Below are 20926 nucleotides of genomic sequence, written 5' to 3' on the forward strand. Positions count from 1 at the left end.
TATTAGATTACCTGATGATGTTGGGTTTTCAATTACGGTAAAAAATACCCAAGACGAAGTAAAAAGTAAAAAAACACAAAGCGGATAAGTAAAAAGTTTTAGAATTAATTCTTTAAGCATTTACTTTAAATCTTTAGCAGAATCATAAACCTTAGCCTTTAAACCTTCTTTGTAGACCATAATTTTATCTAAAATACATTGGTCACTACTTCCTAAAATTTGAGCTGCTAAAATACCAGCATTCTTAGCACCGTTTAGAGCAACAGTTGCAACAGGTACTCCTCCTGGCATTTGTAAAATAGAAAGTATAGAATCCCAACCATCTATAGAATTAGAGGATTTTACGGGCACTCCAATAACTGGTAATGGAGATAAAGATGCTACCATGCCCGGTAAATGTGCAGCTCCACCAGCGCCAGCAATAATTACTTTAATACCTCTAGTATGGGCATTTTTACTGTAATCGAATAACTTTTCTGGAGTTCTGTGTGCTGATACAATATCAACCTCAATTTCTATATCAAAACCTTTTAAAATATCAATAGCGTCTTGCATTACTGGCAAATCGCTTTTACTTCCCATTATAACTCCTACTTTACTCATTATTTATTCGCTTATAACTTCTATTGTACGTTTAACTTTTTCTGCAATTTCTCTAGCTACTGCTATATCTTTATTCACAATAGTAACATGTCCCATTTTTCGGAAAGGTCTGGTTTGTTTCTTTCCATAAATATGAGGTGTCACGCCTTCCATTGCCATAATTTTTTCTATGTTTTTATAAAGGACGTTACCCGTATAATCTTCTGCACCAACTAAATTTACCATAACTCCAGCAACTTTACTTTCGGTATTACCAAGTGGTAATCCTAAGATGCATCTTAGTTGTTGTTCAAATTGCGAGGTGTAACTTGCTTCTATACTATAATGGCCAGAGTTATGAGGTCTTGGTGCAACTTCATTTACTAAAATTTCATCATCCTCTGTCTGAAACATTTCAACTGCTAATAAACCAACATGCTTAAATGCAGCAGCAGTTTTTAAAGCAACGAGCTCCGCTTTTTTTGCAATGGCATCTGGTATTCTAGCGGGACAAATAACATATTCAACTTGGTTTGCTTCTGGATGAAACTCCATCTCCACAACAGGATACGTTTTTAAATCACCTTTTTCATTTCTTGCAACTATTACTGCCAATTCATTTTTAAAAGGAATTAAATCTTCTGCAATACATTCTACATTCGGTAAATCTATTAAATCGGTGTAACGTCTTACCACTTTTACACCTGTACCATCATAACCAAATCTCGCACTTTTCCATACAAATGGATAGCTTAATCCACCATTGTCAACAGCATCTTGAATTTCTGATGGGTGCGCAAATCTCGAAAAATCTGCCGTTGGAATATTATGATCTCTATAAAATAATTTTTGAGTGGCTTTATTTTGAATAGTTCTCAAAGTCTTAGATGAAGGAAACACTTTTACACCTTCATCCTCGAGCGTTTCTAAAGCATCTACATTAACATTTTCAATTTCAAAAGTTAAGACATCTACTTGTTTTCCAAAGTTAACAACAGTATCATAATCTAGTAAATCGCCAACAGTAAATTCGTTGCAGGCTAAGCGCGATGGTGCTTCTGGGCTTGGGTCAATAACACAAGTGTAGATATCATATTTTCGAGTGTCGTATAACATCATCTTGCCAAGCTGACCACCACCAAGAATACCAAGTTTAAAATCTGAAGAGAAATAATTCATGTTCACTTTCCACAGAAGTGGAAATCTTTTAAAGATTCAACATTAATTTACTGCAAAAATACGTTATAAAATGCGAACTCTTATAAATTGAAATTCAAAAAAATCGGTATTCCACAATCTATTGATTATCTTTGCATTTCTAAAATAATAAGATAGTGATAAAGCTTCACGATTTATACTTTAAACCCTTCATTTCAGAACAAGAGATAGACCAAGCTGTGCAACAAATGGTAGATGCCATTTCTAATGATTTGGGTGATGAGATGCCTGTTTTTGTTGGTATTTTAAATGGCTCTTTTATGTTGGTTAGTGATTTTGTTAAAAAGTATCCTAAACCTTGTGAAGTTACTTTTATAAAATTAGCTTCTTATGAAGGTGTTAAGTCAACAGAAGATATTCAGCGACTTATTGGTTTAACCCAAGATCTTACAGGTAGAACAGTTGTTATTTTAGAAGATATCATAGATTCAGGTAAAACCCTTGAAGAGGTTCATCGTATTTTTAAAAATGAAAACGTTAAGGAACTCATTATTGCGACCTTGTTTTATAAGCCTGAAGCTTATGACAAAGATTTTAAACTTCATTACATAGGTATGGAAATTCCTAATAAATTTATTGTAGGCTATGGTTTAGACTACGATGGTTTAGGAAGAGACTTACCAGACGTATATCAATTAAAAACAACACAACACATGACTAATTTAGTGCTATTTGGTCCTCCAGGTGCTGGTAAAGGAACACAAGCTAACTATTTAAAAGAAAAATACGATTTAGTACACATTTCTACAGGAGATGTTTTTAGGTATAATATTAAAAATGAAACGGCTTTAGGCATGCTAGCTAAGTCTTTTATGGACAAAGGTGAGTTAGTGCCAGATCAGGTAACTATTGATATGCTTAATAAAGAGGTCGAAAAAAATGCCGGAGCTAACGGTTTTATTTTTGATGGTTTCCCTAGAACTAATGCACAAGCAAAGGCACTAGATGAATTAATGGATAGCAAAGATTCGCAAATTAATGCGATGGTTGCATTAGAAGTTGATGATGAGGTGTTAGTACAGCGTTTATTAGAACGCGGAAAAACTAGTGGTAGAGCGGATGATGCTGACGAAAGTATTATTAGAAATAGAATAAAAGAGTACTATTCTAAAACTGCTATTTTAAAAGATTACTATACGGATCAAAATAAATATTTTGGAGTTGATGGTGTAGGTAGTATTGAAGATATTACAGTTCGATTGAGTACTGTGATTGATAAACTGTAATTTGTCATTCCTGCGAAGGCAGGAATCTATTTTTCTTATTAATTAAAAAGATTCCCACTTTCGTGGGAAATGAATATGACTGAAGGAAATTTTGTCGATTACGTAAAAATGCACGTCTCTTCTGGTAACGGAGGAAAAGGATCTACACATTTAAATCGTGAAAAATATAATGCAAAAGGCGGACCAGATGGAGGTGATGGCGGTCGTGGTGGTCATGTTATTTTAAGAGGGAATTCTAATCTTTGGACTTTAATCCACTTAAAGTTTAAACGCCATATTAGGGCTGGCCATGGTGAACATGGAAGTTCTGGCAGAAGTACAGGTGCTGATGGATCTGATGAATATTTAGAAGTGCCATTAGGTACAGTTGTTAGAGATTCTGAAACTAACGACATCTTATTTGAAATTACTGAAGATGGTGAAGAAAAGATAGTAGCCGAAGGCGGAAAAGGTGGACGTGGTAACTGGCATTTTAAGAGTTCTATAAACCAAACTCCACGTTATGCGCAACCAGGTATTCCTTTAGAGGAGCGACATATTACACTTGAGTTAAAAATATTAGCAGATGTTGGTTTAGTAGGCTTTCCTAATGCCGGAAAATCAACACTTCTTTCAGTATTAACTTCAGCAAAACCCAAAATTGCAGATTACGAGTTTACCACGCTAAAACCTAATTTAGGCATTGTAGAATATCGCGATTATAAATCGTTTGTAATGGCTGATATTCCTGGAATTATTGAAGGTGCTGCAGAAGGGAAAGGCCTTGGTTATTACTTTTTAAGACATATAGAGCGAAACTCCATTTTGTTATTTTTAATTCCAGCTGATGCTAAAGATATTGTAGAACAATACGAAATCTTGTTAGACGAATTAAGACGTTACAATCCTGAGATGTTAGATAAAGAACGTTTTGTATGTATCTCAAAATCCGATATGTTAGATGACGAACTTAAATCTGAAATATCATCTATTTTAGATAAGGATTTAGATGCTAATTATATGTTTATTTCTTCAGTTGCTCAACAAGGGCTTACAGAATTAAAAGATAAGCTTTGGACGATGTTGAATGATTAAGTTATAAGCTTTAAAAGCTTATTTGTATCTTTAAACTAAAAAGCGATATGAAATTCCTCAAATTTTTATTGATAGCAGTTTTATTTACATCCTGTGGATCAACTTATGTTAACTACGACTACGAAAAATCTACGGATTTTACGCAATACAAAACCTACAATTATTTCGATGATATGGTAACTGGTTTAAGCAAGTTTGATAGTGTTCGTATCATAAGTACAATTGATTCTAAACTTTCTACAATGGGTCTTAATCGATCTAATACACCAGATTTTTATATCGATATACAAAGTAAAGAACTGATGAACCGAAACAGTCCTAATATAGGAGTTGGAGTAGGTGGAGGCGGAGGCAGAGGCTTTGGAGGCGTTTCCGTGGGAGTACCTTTAAATAGTAACAAATACTCAAGGGAAATTACTATTGATTTTGTAGATAAAAGCCAAAACGAAAAATTGTTTTGGCAAGCCGTAAGTGAGAGTACTTACAAAGGAAATGCTTCAGTTGAAAAACGTGAAGCCACTTTAGCTAAATTAGTTGAAAAAATATTTGCTGGTTATCCGCCGAAGAAGTAGTGTTGTCATTCCTGCGAAGGCAGGAATCCATTTTGGATTATAGATTCCTGCCTACGCAGGAATGAAAAAATAGACGTTAATCTCCTGTTAATCTTAGGGGTAATAATTGATTAGGGTTTTATATTTAGGAAACTAAAATCTTCAATCAAATGAAATCAAAAACGTTTTTAATTCTCGCAGTTGTACTCCTAAGTACATCAATATCTTTTTCACAATCCGAAATAAAACCACCAAAAGGTTATTCAAATGACATAGGAAATATGATTTCTATGCTCGATAATTTAAAACGTCGTGTTGAACGTCATGTCACAAATTTAGATCAAGAAGGCACTGATTTTCTATTAGATGAAAACGCTAATAGTCCTGGTGCTATAATATATCATTTGGCTGCCACAGAAGCCTACTATCAAGTTTATACTTTTGAAGGCAGAAGTTTTAATGCTGAAGAAAGAGCTAAATGGGAAATGGCTTTAAATCTTGGTGACGAAGCCAGAAAAGAATTTAAAAATAAACCTATAAAATTTTATATGGATATTTATGATGAAGTAAGAGCTAAGACCAAAAAACTTTTAAAGACCAAAGATGACGATTGGTTTAAAAAGAAAGTTGGTAATATGACTAACCATTGGGCTTGGTTTCATGTTATGGAGCATCAAGCCAATCATATGGGGCAATTGGCTTTAATTACAAAACGTATGTAACAAAAAAAGAGGCTTAATTAAGCCTCTTTTTTTGTTTATAAATTAATTTCTAATTCAATAATGCTTTATACTTATCCTTATAGCCAAAAAGAACAGCTATATTAAGAATTAGTAAAACAGCAGCTCCTCCAATTCCGCCAGGATCTAAAACTGCATGAAATAAGAAAGCATTAACGGAAATACTCATTAAAATAAGTGCTAATAATGCACCATATTTGTTAAAAATAAGTGCTAAACCAGCAACTATCTCAACAATACCTACAAGTATTAATGTCTTAGAACTTGATAGTGCTCCAAAGTAAGCCACAGCATCACCTGTGAGTTCTGGCATTGGCATAAAATCACCAAATTTGTTCACTCCAAAAACAAGTACAAAGATTCCAAGTAAAATTCTTAGAACCATAAAAACTTTTGAATTCATAATTTTAATATTTAGTTAGTTAGTAATTTCAATTTACAAAAATTTGTATTTATTGAGCTTTTGTCGTTATAATTTTATGTTACTAACAACAGGCTTTTAAGTCAATAAAACTTTGTATTTATCTCTATAACTAATTAATACAATTATGTTAAGTGCTAAAAGTATCGCAGTCCTAGCAATACCACTAGGATTTAAAACAACATGAAATAAAAATGCATTAACAGAAATACTCATTAAGATTAATGTTGCTAAAGCACCATACTTATTTAAAATTAATGCTAATCCAGAAACAATTAAAGTAATTCCTACTAGTGGCATAGCTTTAGCGTTCGACAAAGCGTTAAAATAATTTGCAGCTTCACCAGTAAGTTCTGTTAGCGGTAAAAAATCAGAGAATTTATTTATTCCAAAAACTATGCATAAGATGCCAAGCACAATTCTTAGATACATAAATACTATTGGACTCATTTATGAGTGAATAAAATTAGAAGTTGAAAAATACAATATTAATTATGATGTATTAGACGGTTTTAAAACTTTAACTAACAAATACAATTTATAATAACGTATTAGTCAACCCTTACTCTAATACCTTCGCTATGGCTACTAAACTCTGGTGCATACATAGATTGTATAGTGCTAATGCCATTACTCATATCTCCAGCATTATTAACTCTTATATCATACTCAAACACATAAACACCTTTTGGTAAATAGTCTATAAAGAAATTGGTTGCAGCATCTTTAGTACTTTCATAATAACCTAAACCATCTTGCCATTTGTAACTAGATAATACGTTTATTGGTTCAAAACCTGCAGCACGCATATCTTTAATATGTACAAATTCCATGTTTCTATCTGTTCTTAATTCTATTCTCACTCTTACTAAGTCACCAACATTAAGTTTAGTATCCGAAGTAATTTCTGAAATCTCTTCACCTTTATCTGTATTTGTTTTTAAGAAGAGTTTTTTGCTCAATTTCAATGGAGTCTCTGCTAAAGTGATTTTATCTAGGTCTTCAAAGTATTGCCAGTAAATACCGCCAAACCCTATAACATCTGAATTATTTTTAATTTCAACTTTTGATGATAAATTATTGAACTCATTTTTATCTAATTCGATTTTTTTATAATTTGATTTTACTTTATTCGTAGATAATTTATTAGTATTGGTTTTATAATTAATTGTTACTTGATTCTTGTTTTTAAATTGTTTTTCTTGCCCTAAAAGCAAAGCATATATAGCATCAGTTGTAGCTTTAGTTGTTTTCCAACTATTAGTTCTTTTTTTGGCAAGTAGCCATTTCTTTAATTCATATATACTACTTGAGTCTGAAGTTAGATTTACAAAGGTTTCAATTAATAAAGCATGAGTTTCAATTTGAGACTCATTCCAGTAAAATCCATTTATGTTTTCTTTCCAGTACATCCCCAAATCATTATTTTTTACAGCAGAAGCTTTTAAGTTTTTTATGATTTTTTGAGCGATTTTCTTGTTTTTAAAAGAATAACAAACATTAGCATATAATGCTTTTTCATAAAGTTTTAATGTCACCCAATTTGTATCGTATAACTCAATGAATTTATTTATTTTATTTAATTGATTTTCTTCTAAAGTTATTTTTTCGATGTAAAAACTCCTCGCATATAAGTAATGAATAATTTCACTATTGTTTATAGAATCCTCTTCGTTTAGAACTTTTTCTATTTTATTAAAATAGATATTATCTAAATAATTAACAGCTTTTATTATAAAACTATCTAAGTAATTGTTTTCTGCCCTAATTGCTCCAACTTTAATAAGGTGACCATAAGATGCAACGATATGTCTTGTAATAAATTGGTTGGGATTTCCGTCGCTAAACCATGAGAATGCTCCATTATTGTGTTGCAGTTCATCTAATTTTGAAATGAGTTGAAGTTCTTGATCTTCTAATTTTTCTGAATTGAGTAATGATTTTAATGACTCTGATTTTGCTATATTTTTTTGTTTTTTTTCTTCTAATAGTTCTAATAAATCATTTTTAAGCTTTGGGTTGTTTTCTAAAAGATACTTGCCCAAAGTGTTAGCGTAGAATTTTGAAAACGTTTGTTCTGCGCAGTCAAATGGATAATCAATAAGATATGGTAACGATTGAACTGCTGACCAAATAGGATTTGTGGTGTACTCTATTACTAATTTTTGGTTTTGTAATGTTTTTGAAGTATTTGATGCCAGTTTTTCTATGTTAAATTCCTTTTTAGTATTTGCATTAACAGCAATGGGTAGAGTTTCTGTAACCAATATTTTCTTTTTTAGAACTTCTAAAATCCCTTCTTCACCATCAGAAAAAGTGTCAGCCGAAGCAATAATTTTATATCTAATTCTGTCGACATTTTCAGGAATATCAATAAGCCAATCTACAATTTTTGTTTCATTGCTATTAATTATAAATGTTCTCTTTGAGTTAAGCTGTAATTCTGTATTTGTGTCCGCATCAAATAGTTGTAGATATGCGTAACCAGAAACAGTTTTATTGGCTTGAGAAGTTACTTTTGATACCAATTTAATTTTATCTCCTTCTCTTAAAAATCTTGGAAAATTGGGTGTAACAATTAAGTCTTTTGTTGTAGTTATTGCTAGGTTTAAGTAACCAAATTCACTATTCTTAGTGTGGGCTAATAGTTGAAGCTTCCATGTTGTTAGCGCTTCTGGTGCGTTAAAACTAAATTCAAATTCATTATTAGAATCTGTTGTGATATTTGGTAAAAAGAAAGCAGTCTCTTTAAGATCTTTACGTGTTTCAATGGCTTCAATAGCTTTTCCAGATAAAACAACAACAGTTGGTCCATCTTTTAAATCTTTAAGTTCGCTTCCATATTTTGAGGTTACAAGTACAACTCCATTTGCACCACGACTACCATATATAGCTGTAGCAGTAGCATCTTTTAAGACTGTAATTCCTGCTATGTCATTTGGGTTTAACTGTGCGTATGTTTTTTCATCAACAGGAATACCATCAATTACAAATAGTGTTTTTTTATTGTGTTGTGCGCTGGCAATACCTCTAATTATTATGTTCTTAGATTCAATATTCTCACTTTTTATAACTGTAACACCAGCAGCTTGACCAATTATTGCATCTAAAAAACTATTATTTGGAATAAAATAAGTTGATGAGGTTTTTACTGCAATACCCGAAAACGCTTTTTTCGTTGAGGTACCATAACCTACAACAACCACTTCATCTAAGTTACTATCGTCCTCTAGCGCAACATAAATAGATGAGTTACCATTATATGTAACCTCTGAAGATTCCATACCTACATAGCTAAAAACCAAAGTTTCCCCTTCATTAACATTTAAAGAATAATAACCATCAAAGTCAGTTTGTGCGCCTCTAGTTGTACCTTTTACAATCACTGATACACCAGGAAGTGGTAAGCCATCACTAGCAGTAATAACTGTGCCATTGACATTGCCTTTAGGTAATTTTTTTAAGTTTTGTTGAACTTTAAGTCGTTCTATATAACGTTTGTTAGTGTATTCAAAGTTTTTAAAATCTAAACCAAATGAATTGAGTTGAATATATCTGCTCTTAATTGCTGTATATTGATAAAAAACATGATTAGTACTCTTAAAGCGCATGTTAGATATTAGAACTTCTGGTCTAGAATTATAATAATTGTCGTAAGTTTCAAAATATAAATCCCAATCCTTGCTATATGTATAAGAATCTATGTCTTCATTATCAAAGAATGTGTCTAGAGAACTATCGTACATAGATGCTAAAACTTCAACATCTGTATTTTTATGGTCTATTTTGAATTTCCAGGTTTCTGTTTCGTTTGGTGTAAGTCGATTTCTAAAAGATAGTGTTTCAATATTAAACTGGTTATTATTAATTGAAATTGAATTTTCAAACGTTTCGTGGTAGATTTTTCCGTATCTATTTGTTCTAATCATAATTTGAATAGTACCAGATAAAATTCCTTTTTTTGGAATTTTAATAAATGGTTGCTCATCTATATTTATAACCTTATTATAAATCTCTTTTTTTCTATGATAGGCTCTTATAGTTACAAAAGTATTTTTGTAAACGGAATTTAATTTAAAGTTTATAAAATCTTTGGAATAGAATTTATCTAAAGTATATGTAAATAATTTTTCTTTATCGTATTGATCTTTATCTGTGTTTTTAAAATTAAAATGATTGCTTATTTCTTTTGTTTCATTTGTACCAACAACTCGAGCTTCTCCTTTTATTATATAACGCCCAGATTCCCAGTTTAAAGTATTAACTTTTAGCTCTTCTTTTATATTTACATTGAATTTGTTTGTGTAAACTAATTCATCCTCGTCAGACTTATAATCATCATTATTATACTTTAAATAAGAAAAATAAAAGTTAAATGTATCTTTTGGTATCATCTGATATTCTGGTATATTCCAAGATCGACTAAACAAAGCACGTCTATTTTTTGTTTTATAAATTGTAAATTCTCCTTCACAAGGTGTATAACCATCATTGAGGTTAAGAGCATTTAATGTAAATGTAGTTTCTTTTTGTGGCCCTCGATGGGCATCATTGTTAATTCTTAAATTGAGATTGTAATTACCAATATTTACTTCTTTGTTTTTGGTTTGGGTTTCTCCATTTATATCTGTAACAGAAACATTTATACTATAATTATGATAAAAATTGTGCTGTTTATTTAGGTCTTTTTTGCTGTAGTTTGTTGGAAATGTTATAATGAAATTTCCAGTTTCATCAGTTAATGTTTCCCCTGTAATATTTATTTTGTCATTTCCATAACCATAACGTTCTATCACATATTTAACTTTGGCATTTATAATTTTGGTTTTAAAAAATGATTTAGCTTCACCGCTGATAGATACTGAATCTCCAAGCTTATAATTTTTAGTTACAGGATTAAAAAGAACTTCAAAACGAGGTCTTTTATATTCTTCTACATAGAAGGTTTTTTCTGTATATTCAAAATCGTCATAGTTATCCCAAACTGGGTGATCCTCTTCTTCGTAATCATAATCTTCATCTACTTCAATATAAAATTCACCTGTCACAACATCTTTAGGTAAGGTATAACTCCCGTAGGCTGTACCAAAGTCGTTAACCTTTAATCTATATTCTTTTAAGTCATTTCCGTTAGCATCAGATAACACAACAGAGCAATATACATTAGTTAAAGCACTACTTTTTCCTTGTTTATTTTGGTATAAATAAACTTTAAAATTTACAGTTTGTCCTGGTCTATAGATCTGTCTATCTAAAATAACGTGAGAATAGATGTTCCAATCACTTTCGGGTACATTGCCATAAAGGCGAAGAGAATTAGTTATTAAAGTATCGTTCTTATAAGTTACTGTAGTAGTTAAGTTATATTGATTAGATTCATTCTGTAATTCGTAGGCAAAGCCATTAGTATTAGTTTTCTTTTTTATATGATATTTTAAATCTTTAGAGACAATATTAATTTTTGCTCCTTTAATTGGTTGACCTGTTTCTCTGTTTGTTACCTGAAACTCATGACTTGTTGGACCATCTTTATAATTGATAAAAAGGTTAGTTCTTGTTGTAGAATGGTAAGCAAAATTTTTCTTAGAAGTAATTTCTTTTGAGTTAGAAAGGACGATAATATAGTTGCCATTTTCTAACTTAGGAATTAATATTTCTGCGGTATGTTTTTTATAATCCTTCTTATCTATTAATTGGTAAGCTTGCGTTTTATGAGGCTTTATGTTTTTTATATATGAGAAAACGACAGAATCATTTTCATGAAAACCTTTTTTTATTTTTGAATGTGGTATTTTATAAGCTTTTAAATAAATTGAATCAGTATTGGTGTATTCCACTAAGGCTAGTGCAGGTTTGTTTGTTGTGGATACGGATTCAATTTGGAATTTTAAAAATTTACTATCTAAACTATTGTTCAATGCTACACACTTGGATGCACCTAAAGAATTAGGGTATTCTTTAATAGCTTTCTTACAAGTATTATATGCTAGTATTCTATACGGAATTGTATCATTTTTGTTAAAATAATTATTAGAAGTTTCGTACATATAATTAGCAGAATGGTAATACAATATACTTACATCTTCTATAGTCTTAAAGGCGTTGATTTGAGATTGAATAGCAGTTGATAACATATCTGAACTATCAATTTTTGTCATTGTTTTTAATGGATTTAGAAAGTAAATTCTGTTTTTATATGTGTCGAATAATGCTTGGAAATTTTCTTCTTTCAAATGAAATCTTTCTAAATCTTGATACAATTGTAAAGCGTTTAAATCTGAGGGAATGTCACTTTTTGGCAAATCCACTTTTATAAATTCTCGTGTATTTGCGCTAAAACTTGAAGCTTCTGAAGTATAATGCCTTAGATTTTGAGGCATCCAGTTTTTATTATAAAAGTTAATAGCATCATTAACAAACAAATCGTAAAGTGTAGGTCTATACTTTAAACTATTGGCTTCTCCTTCTATAATAGAAAAATAATCCTCAATATTAATTGTTTTTAACTCAGCAGTTTGTTTTAATGAGTTTTTAAAATGTAGTTCAATCTGATTGATATAGAATTCGCGATTCCAAGTGTGTATGTTATCAGTGTCAATACCCAGTTTTGGGTGTTGGTCAATTCTATATTTGTTTTTCTCATAAGAGCTTATAAGAAATTTTGCATATAGGTTTTCTAAAAAAGCTTGTGAAGGAAATGTGGTTTTTTCTATGATTTTTTCAAAGCGCTCTATAAGCTGGTTTTGGCTATCTTTTTTAACAAGCAAATCAAATTTAGTTTTATAAATAAAGCTTTTTACAATGTTAGGATGATTGTTAACTTTTAAGCTTTTTTTATAAATTTTGTCTGTAAGCTTTATTGCTTTTTCTAAATCTCCTTCTAATTCTTTAGCTTCAACTTGTTTCCAAAGTTTGTCAAAATTTTGAGCATTAATAGAACATATTACTAAGAAGAATACAATAAATAAGAGTTGAATTTTTTTCATGTTGGTTAGTTTAATAACGTAAAAGGACAACTAATTGTGTAATTCTACTACACATAATTAGTCATCCTAGTCTTTTTATAAGTAAACTATACTTTTTAATTAGTCAACCCTAACTCTAAGACCTTCACTATGGCTACTAAACTCTGGTGCGTACATAGATTGTATTGTGCTAATGCCATTACTCATATCACCAGCGTTGTTTACTCTTACATCATATTCAAACACATAAACACCTTTTGGTAAATAGTCTATAAAGAAATTGGTTGCAGCATCTTTAGTACTTTCATAATAACCTAAATCATCTTGCCATTTGTAACTAGATAATACATTTATTGGTTCAAAACCTGCAGCACGCATATCTTTAAGATGTACAAATTCCATGTTTCTATCTGTTCTTAATTCTATTCTCACTCTTACTAAGTCACCAACATTTAGTTTAGTATCCGAAGTAATTTCTGAAATCTCTTCACCTTTATCTGTATTTGTTTTTAAGAAGAGTTTTTTGCCCAATTTTAATGGAGTCTCTGCTGAAGTGATTTTATCTAAATCTTCAAAGTATTGCCAGTACATAGCTCCCCAAGCTATACCATCTCCTTTTTTAGTTATAGTAACATCGGCTTGTTCTTTTTTAATTTCAGATCCTGTCCAAGAAGTTTTGTAATAGCCAGTTCCAGCTTCTACTTTTATATCATCTAGTTTTTCAGGTGAAACAGTCTCGTTTCCAACTTTTACATCAATCATGTCTGTAACACTTAGCCAATCGCTACCTTGTAATAATAGAGCATAAACCGCTTCAGTGGTAGCTTTTGTGGTTTTCCATCGGTTGGTTTGCTTATTTTTTAGTAACCAAATTTTTAGATTGTCAATGTCATTGAGATTCTTTGCGTCGCTCTGAATGACAGTTCCTACTTCCGAAAATGCTTCAATTAATAAAGCTTGTGTTTCTATAGGTGCTTGGTACCAATACCATGAGTTGGTGTTGGCTTTCCAGTACATTCCTAATTCATCTGAAGAAATGCTATTCTCTTTTAGTGACTTTAAGATTTTTCCAGCAGTTTGATCGTCATCCATTCTGTGCATACTCAAAGCCATTAATCCTTTGGCATAAAGTGAACGTTTTAGCCAATACTTTTGAATCTGACTTTGGTAATAATCCATAATTTTTTGAACTTCATTCGAAGGCTTGTTTTCTGTATAAAAACTACGCACATACAAATAATGCAATTGCATATAAGACAAATGGTCTTTACTTAAATCTACATCTTTATTGTACTTTTTTAAGTCTTTATATTCTTGAACGAATTCACGATCTAAATAACCTAAAGCGCTATGAACCATAGCATTTTGGTCACTGAGGGAAGTCGAAGTGACATTAAGTTGTTTAAGGTGACCAAATCCTGCAATAATATGTTGTGTGATGTAACGATTTGCATAACCTCCATTAAACCAAGGCCAAGCACCAGAAGGTAATTGGTTTTGTTTTAGTTTACGTTTTGCTGACTGTAACTCGTTATACATTTTATTTAAATCGAATAATAATCCAATGCGTTTTTTCTGTTCTGTTTCAGATTGTGCGTCACGTAACCAAGGCGTTTCTTGAATTAATAACGATTTTAACTCTTGGTTTTTCTCTAAGTTGCTCAATAAAGCATCAGTCGATTTCCATTGATTAAAAACCGCTTCAATTTTTGGGTTCGATTTTACTATGTGTTGCGCTAATGCATTAGAATAGTAACGTGCAAAGGTTTGCTCATTACAATCGTAAGGATATTCCATTAAGTACGGCAACGCCTGAACTGCATACCAAGCCGGATTTGACGTCATTTCTAAAGTCAACTTGTGGTGTTTTAGTGTGGTCGAAGTCTGATTTTTCAACTTATCTAAAGTAAACGTCTTTGTTTCGTTAGAACGAATCCACATTGGCATCGTTTCCGTAACTAGCATCCTATTAGATAACACAGGTAATGCGTTTTGTTCTCCATCGCTAAAATCTCCTGCTTTTGCTATGATTTTATATTGAACCGCTTGAATACCTTCAGGGATTTCTAAATACCATGAAACTTCCGTATTACCTTTTGCTGAAACAGTGAAATTCCCTTCTAAATCACCATTAAAGTAGTACTTGTTCAATTGCTTTGTTATATCTTTTCCTGTGAAAGCATCTATTAATACTAATTGAGCAGCACCAGATAATTCGTTCTCTGTGAGATTTGAAATCTTAGTGCTGATTCTAATTTCATCTCCTTCGCGTAAAAATCGAGGTGCATTTGGTATTACCATCAACTCTTTTTGAGTCACAGTTTCTAATTGCGTTACTGCACTTTCTAAAGTTTTAGTGTGTGCTAATAATTGCAGTTTCCACTTAGTTAAAGCTTCTGGAGCTGTAAAGTTGAAACTAACATTGCCTTCTGCATCTGTTTGCAATTGTGGAAAAAAGAAGGCTGTTTCGTTTAGGTTTTTTCGGATTAGAACTTCTTCTTTCGCTGGAATATCATATTGAAACATATTTGATGTGCCAGTTTCTACTTTTTTATTCGGTTCAATTTTAGCCTTATCAGATAAGTTTAAAAGACCATTTGCGTCACCTTCCAAAGATCCTCCAGCAGGAGCTTCTTCTTCTAATTCCATAGAGTCTTCAACCATCATAGCAGCTTCAGGCGCACTGTTATTATACATTGCTGTTTTTCTAAATCTTCTTTGCATATAGTTATTCCCAAAATAAAACCCAAACCAATTCAATTGGTCATAACCTTGATGCGGATAACCTATAGGTGTATTAAAGTGATTAAATAATCTAAAACTAGTATTCCCAAAACTCTGTCTAGCATTTTTATTCACTCTAGCGTAATAGATAGGATTGTTAATTGGACTGAAATACCAGTTATGTCCTCTAAATTCATCTAAAGACGCATCGTACATGCTAGCTAAAAGTTCAGCAGAGACTTTATCTCCTTTAGGACCTTTAATTTTAAAACTCCAAGTTTCGTCTTGTCCTGGTTGTAACTTATCTCTAAAGGTTTTGGTCTCTATCTCTAAATCGGTTTTAGGATAAGGGACATTTACTCTAAAACTTCTCGAGGTATAATCGTTGAAGGCAGCAAAACTACAATGCACTTCAAAGCCTCCTAAATCGCCTTTTAATACAGGAATAACAATGGTTTGCTTAGAATCGTTAAGTGTTACTAACTGTGTTAAGATGATTTTGTGGTCTTTTTCTACTTCAACAGTTAAAGTTATATTTTTTGCAGCAGAACCAAGTGTTAACTTAGCAATGTCTCCTGTTTTATAACTGGCCTTGTCTAAAGAAGCTTCAAATAATTGGTGATCTGCAACGGTTTTATCTTTTTCACTAAATAAGGAAGTGAATTTTTCGTCTTTAACCTTTTGCCCAAACTTATCTTGGCTTTCTGCGACGATGATATATTTACCAGAATTCCATTTTTTTAACTTTTTTAAAGTGATGGTTTTCTCTTTTTCTGTATCAAAATTAGTACTAAAGACTTCATCTCCTTTTTCCCAATTGGCAAGTAAACCTTCGTTATTATATGGATCGTGAGGAAATAGCTTTTTAAATTCTTCCTTACTTAATACTTGATAATCTGGAGCATTCCAAGGTCTTGGTCTTAAAACCGTATTAGGAGCTTCTAACTTATAAATCTTTAGTGTTCCCTTAGCAGGCACAAACTCACCATTTAGGTTTTGTGATATTAAAGACAATTCGATTTCCTTTTTGGTTTTATCTATCAATTGTGGAGTTACCACTTGAAGCGTCATAGCATGATAACCTACGTTAACCGTTGTGGTTGTTGTCCTTGTTTCTCCATTAATATCTGTAATGTCTGCTGTTACTTCATAACTAAATACAGGAAGATTATCTTTAGAGACACTTTCGTCTGGTATGGCTTTAAATATCAACTCAAACTCACCTTTAGCGTTTGTTTTAGTTTCACCATATGTAATTTCTTGTGGTTCAGAATTAAAGTAAGGACGTCTCCAATAATACCAACTTGGGTATTGTACTTGGCGTTTTACACGGTACACTACTTTGGCATCTGTAATATTGCTGCCAGCAAAAGCAACAGCTATTCCGTTTACTGTAATACTGTCGTTAACTTTATAAGTTTCAGTAATAGGTTGAAATTCTGGTTTAAATTTTGGGCGCTTGTATTCTTCAACAGAAATATACGCGTAAGTAGAATTTCCACAGAACATATCTATAGTGTAATTACCCGTTAAGCCATCGTTTGGTAATATAAACTCTCCATGTACAGAACCAAATTCATTGGTTTTAAGAAGTAGTTCGTTTACCACTTCACCATTTACATTCTTCAATCTTATTTTGGTAGTTTCGTTTGCATTAACTTTCGTTTTTCCATCCTTAGATTTGGTGGCTATACCTTTAAAATAAACCGTTTGTCCTGGTCTGTATATACTGCGATCTGTAAAGAGGAAATTACCATATTGAGTGTCATTACTCTTCTGCTCGTCGTATCGTCTATTAAAATAATAATCTCCAAAGAAGGCGTTATCATTCTTATGGCTTATGGTGATTTTTACATTTCTATAGTAGTTTTTGTCCTTAGCAAATTGAAACTTACCATAACGGTCTGTAGTAAACTTTTTTGAAAAGGTTTTATTACGATTGTTTTTATAAGTCACATTTACCTTAGCATCAATAATAGGTTTTCCGTTATTTCTGTTAATTAATTGATAGTCATTATTTTTATTACCATTGCTCTCAATTAATGCCATATCAGTGACTTGAATAAGCGATGTAGCAAACGTGTTATTATGTAAGTCTGCCTTCACTAGATATAATCCATTCTCAAGATTAGGTAAGACAATCTCTGTGTTATGATTTTGAAAATCTAACTCTGTTTTTAAATTTGAAACAAATCTTTTATAGGTTTTAAGTTTATTTAAAAAACTTAAGCGCTCATCAGTTTTATAGATATCATTATATTTTTCTAATTGCTTTTGAGTGATTTTGTAAATATTAAAGTCAATTACAGTGAGGTTTTTATAATTTACTAAAACTCTTGAAGGAGTATTAATAGGAATAAATTCTTCGGTTTGAATATTAATACTTGGTAACTTTATTTGCTCTAGCAAGGCTAAACATTTTTTTCCTCCATAACTATCAGGAAATCTTGAAAATGCTAAGTCACAGAGCTCAACAGCTTCTTTAAGTTTCCAACGATACTTTTCATTTTCGTCTCCTTGTTTAGAATTGCTGTTGTAGCGATTACCTTGTTGTTGGTAAACTGTTGCAATTTCAAAATTGTATAGAGCAGCAAGTGGTGAAGTTTTTAAAGATTCAGCTTTTCCTTTTAAGGTGTTAAGCAATAAATCTTCTTTATTTTGAAATGTAGCATGCTGTGCTACAAATTTTAAACGTTCAATATCTACATCTACAAATGCTTTTGAAGCTTGGTCTTTACGATGAAATTTCAGTAAATTCTGATAAATTTTTAAAGCATGTAGCTGCAAGGACGTTGAGTCTTTAGAGGTTAAATCTACATTGATAAAACGTTCGCTATCGGCAATAAATTCCTCATTATCAATTAAGAATTTATAAGCAGGTTGCGTAATGCTATTTTCATCTGTTTTGTAGAATGCTAATGCATTATGGTTTAATAAATCGTATAAAGATGGGCGAAGCTCCTTAGAGTTTTCAGCTTCTGTAATAAGCATTTTATAATTACTCAAAGGCTCTAATTGTAATAGAATGCCATTTTCTAGAGAACGTTGATAATGGACATGGATTTCATTAAAAAGGGTTTCTAAATCCCATGTTCTAAAGTCAACATCATCTACTTTAGTTTCTGTTTTTGTTCTATTGTAAAATTTATATCTGTTTTGCTGGTAGTATTGCCAATACATGGTTGCCAGCATATTTTCTAGCAAATGTTTAGTAACAACTTCACTGGTTTCAATTTCGGCTTTAAAAAGATTAACAATATTTAATTGTGCATCCTCTTCTAGCGTAAGCATGTATTTGCTTTTGAAGAGTAAAGCTTTAACTTGTTGTTGTTTATCTTTTTTACTGATAGCAGATTTATAAATTTCCTCAACTAAATCCGAAGCACTTTTAGTCAATCCTTCGTTTTCAAGTTTAGTGACCGCTTTCCATTGACTTTCAAAGTCATTCTGAGCGTTAGAAAAAGAAGCAAAACAAATTAACATAAGTATGGTTATATAATTTTTCATCGTAATATTATTTTTTTCAAAATACATTCAAAAGGTATTCCAAAAACAGTAATAAATAGTGAACGCACTATTTGAATGAGTGAAGTTAAGCAATTTGTGAGTGAAACGGAACGTTATTAAATTAAGATTTTACGACTAAAACATTAATTGTATTTTTGCTTTAAATCAGTATTCTATGTATAAATTTCTTTGGATAGTATTAATATCTTCAATTTGTTTTTCTCAAGCTTCTAAAGAGAAAGCAGAAAGCTTTATTGCTCAAAAGAAATATACGAAAGCTCAAAATGAAATACAAACCTTCCTAGATTTAAATCCTGAAGACAAAGAGGCGATTGAATTGTTAGGTGATGCCTATGGTCACCAAAAAAAATGGGATGCTGCTATTGAGCAATACGAAAAGCTTAAAGATAAAGAGCCTAAAAATGCCAACTATCAATATAAATATGGTGGAGCTTTAGGGATGAAAGCATTAAGTGTTAGTAAAATTAAGGCTTTAGGAATCATTGGAGATGTGAAAAAGGCGTTTTTAAAAGCCGCAGAATTAGATCCAAATCATATAGATGCGCGTTGGGCTTTAGTTGAGCTGTATGTATCGTTACCAGGAATCGTAGGTGGTAGCAATTCTAAAGCATTAAAATATGCTAACGAATTGCAGAATCTGTCTAAGGTAGATGGTTACCTAGCTAAAGGCTATGTTTACGAATATGATGACGAACCCGAATTAGCAGAAAAGTATTATAAGCTCGCTATTAAAGTCGGTGGCTCAGTGACATGTTACGAAAAACTAACCACATTTTACGAAAAGCAAAATCAACCAGAAAAAGCTATTAGCAATTTAGAAGAAGGACAGAAGAAATTGCAACGCAATGCCATGCACTATCAAATTGGAAAAGTATGTGCAGATTATAATATTCAATTAAGTAAAGGAGAAAAATGTCTTAAAGCTTATTTGTCTAATCACTCTGCTAAGGATGGTGTGCCAAAAGAATGGGCTTATTACCGATTAGCACAGATTTATAAGCATAAAGGAAACAAAACTGAAGCTTTAAAATGGATAGATAAAGCTATTTTGGGACTTCCTAAGATTAAAGCCTTTAAAGACGAAAAAACAGCTATTTCTAAGCTGTAACCTAACATTATTCAATTTTATTTTTTAAAGTATCCCTTAATAGAGGGTATTAAATAATTGTTAAAATCTCAAAATTAATAGTAATACTATTATATTTGCAATCAAATATTTTTTTAATGATTAATTTACTTTCAAATTTAAAGATTCAAGTTCCTGATAAAATATACATTAAGGATCCTGAATCGTCGGATTTAGGCAAACGTATTATTGAGCACAGTATTCTATTAATAGACGAAATAGGCTTTGACGGTTTTACCTTTAAAAAATTGGGATTTAAGATTGGATCGAATGAAAGTTCTATTTATCGCTATTTTGAAAGTAAGCATAAACTGCTTTTATATCTTACTTCTTGGTATTGGGCTTGGATAGAATATCAAATGGTATTTGCTACTTTTAATATGGCTGATAAAAAAGAACAATTATTAAAAGCCATAGAAGTCGTAACTCGCACAATTAAACAAGATGTTACATTTAATCATATTGATGAGATTGTTTTGAATCGGATAATTATAAACGAAAATTCTAAATCATATCTCACTAAAGAAGTCGATAGTGAAAACAAAGAGGGCTATTTTGTTGTATACAAGCGCTTAGTTAAACGCTTAAGCGAAATGATTTCTAATAATAATCCAGACTATAAGTTTTCATTGACCTTAGCGAGTACAATTATAGATGGGTCTCTTCATCAGCACTATTTAACAAATCATTTTTCATCACTTACAAATTGTGATGCTAATGCAACACCAACAGATTTTTTTAAAGAATTGACTATTAAAATCATAACATAAA

At 31.4% G+C, this 20926-nt stretch carries 12 protein-coding genes; 6 read left to right on the forward strand and 6 right to left on the reverse strand.

The window, feature by feature from the left end:
- Positions 1–120: 120 nt before the first annotated feature.
- Entirely contained in the window at positions 121–603 is a 483-nt protein-coding gene (purE, locus tag H8K90_RS14440; protein WP_186846709.1) for a 5-(carboxyamino)imidazole ribonucleotide mutase, read from the reverse strand.
- 3 nt (positions 604–606) lie between these two features.
- Positions 607–1761 (reverse strand): 5-(carboxyamino)imidazole ribonucleotide synthase, encoded by a 1155-nt coding sequence (locus tag H8K90_RS14445; protein ID WP_186846710.1) that lies wholly within the window; start codon positions 1759–1761, stop codon positions 607–609.
- Positions 1762–1916: 155 nt separating this feature from the next.
- Here H8K90_RS14445 and H8K90_RS14450 point away from each other — a divergent pair, with 155 nt between their 5' ends.
- The 4 genes from H8K90_RS14450 (at position 1917) to H8K90_RS14465 (ending at position 5373) form a co-directional block, all read left to right on the forward strand.
- Positions 1917–3026, forward strand: a complete 1110-nt coding sequence (locus H8K90_RS14450) for an adenylate kinase (RefSeq protein ID WP_186846711.1) — start codon at positions 1917–1919, stop codon at positions 3024–3026.
- 75 nt (positions 3027–3101) lie between these two features.
- Positions 3102–4100, forward strand: coding sequence for a GTPase ObgE (gene obgE, locus H8K90_RS14455; RefSeq protein WP_186846821.1), 999 nt, complete (start codon positions 3102–3104; stop codon positions 4098–4100).
- Positions 4101–4147: 47 nt separating this feature from the next.
- Entirely contained in the window at positions 4148–4672 is a 525-nt protein-coding gene (locus H8K90_RS14460; RefSeq protein ID WP_186846712.1) for a DUF4136 domain-containing protein, read from the forward strand.
- A gap of 149 nt (positions 4673–4821) precedes the next feature.
- Positions 4822–5373 (forward strand): mycothiol transferase, encoded by a 552-nt coding sequence (locus H8K90_RS14465; RefSeq protein ID WP_186846713.1) that lies wholly within the window; start codon positions 4822–4824, stop codon positions 5371–5373.
- A 49-nt stretch (positions 5374–5422) separates the two neighbouring features.
- On the opposite strand, the gene H8K90_RS14470 is transcribed toward H8K90_RS14465, so the two are convergent.
- From H8K90_RS14470 to H8K90_RS14485, 4 genes are all read right to left on the reverse strand, one after another.
- Positions 5423–5794, reverse strand: coding sequence for a DoxX family membrane protein (locus H8K90_RS14470; protein WP_186846714.1), 372 nt, complete (start codon positions 5792–5794; stop codon positions 5423–5425).
- Positions 5795–5890: 96 nt separating this feature from the next.
- Positions 5891–6262, reverse strand: coding sequence for a DoxX family membrane protein (locus H8K90_RS14475; RefSeq protein ID WP_186846715.1), 372 nt, complete (start codon positions 6260–6262; stop codon positions 5891–5893).
- Positions 6263–6363: 101 nt separating this feature from the next.
- Complete coding sequence (locus H8K90_RS14480; RefSeq protein WP_186846716.1) at positions 6364–12798, reverse strand: alpha-2-macroglobulin family protein; 6435 nt, start codon at positions 12796–12798, stop codon at positions 6364–6366.
- A gap of 99 nt (positions 12799–12897) precedes the next feature.
- Positions 12898–19008, reverse strand: coding sequence for an alpha-2-macroglobulin family protein (locus tag H8K90_RS14485; protein WP_186846717.1), 6111 nt, complete (start codon positions 19006–19008; stop codon positions 12898–12900).
- A 175-nt stretch (positions 19009–19183) separates the two neighbouring features.
- On the opposite strand from H8K90_RS14485, the gene H8K90_RS14490 reads away from it, so the two are divergent.
- Entirely contained in the window at positions 19184–20137 is a 954-nt protein-coding gene (locus H8K90_RS14490) for a tetratricopeptide repeat protein (RefSeq protein WP_186846718.1), read from the forward strand.
- Between the two features lie 116 nt (positions 20138–20253).
- Complete coding sequence (locus H8K90_RS14495; RefSeq protein WP_186846719.1) at positions 20254–20925, forward strand: TetR/AcrR family transcriptional regulator; 672 nt, start codon at positions 20254–20256, stop codon at positions 20923–20925.
- Position 20926 lies beyond the last annotated feature (1 nt).

The sequence above is a fragment of the Winogradskyella echinorum genome (assembly GCF_014297365.1).
Taxonomy (GTDB): domain Bacteria; phylum Bacteroidota; class Bacteroidia; order Flavobacteriales; family Flavobacteriaceae; genus Winogradskyella; species Winogradskyella echinorum.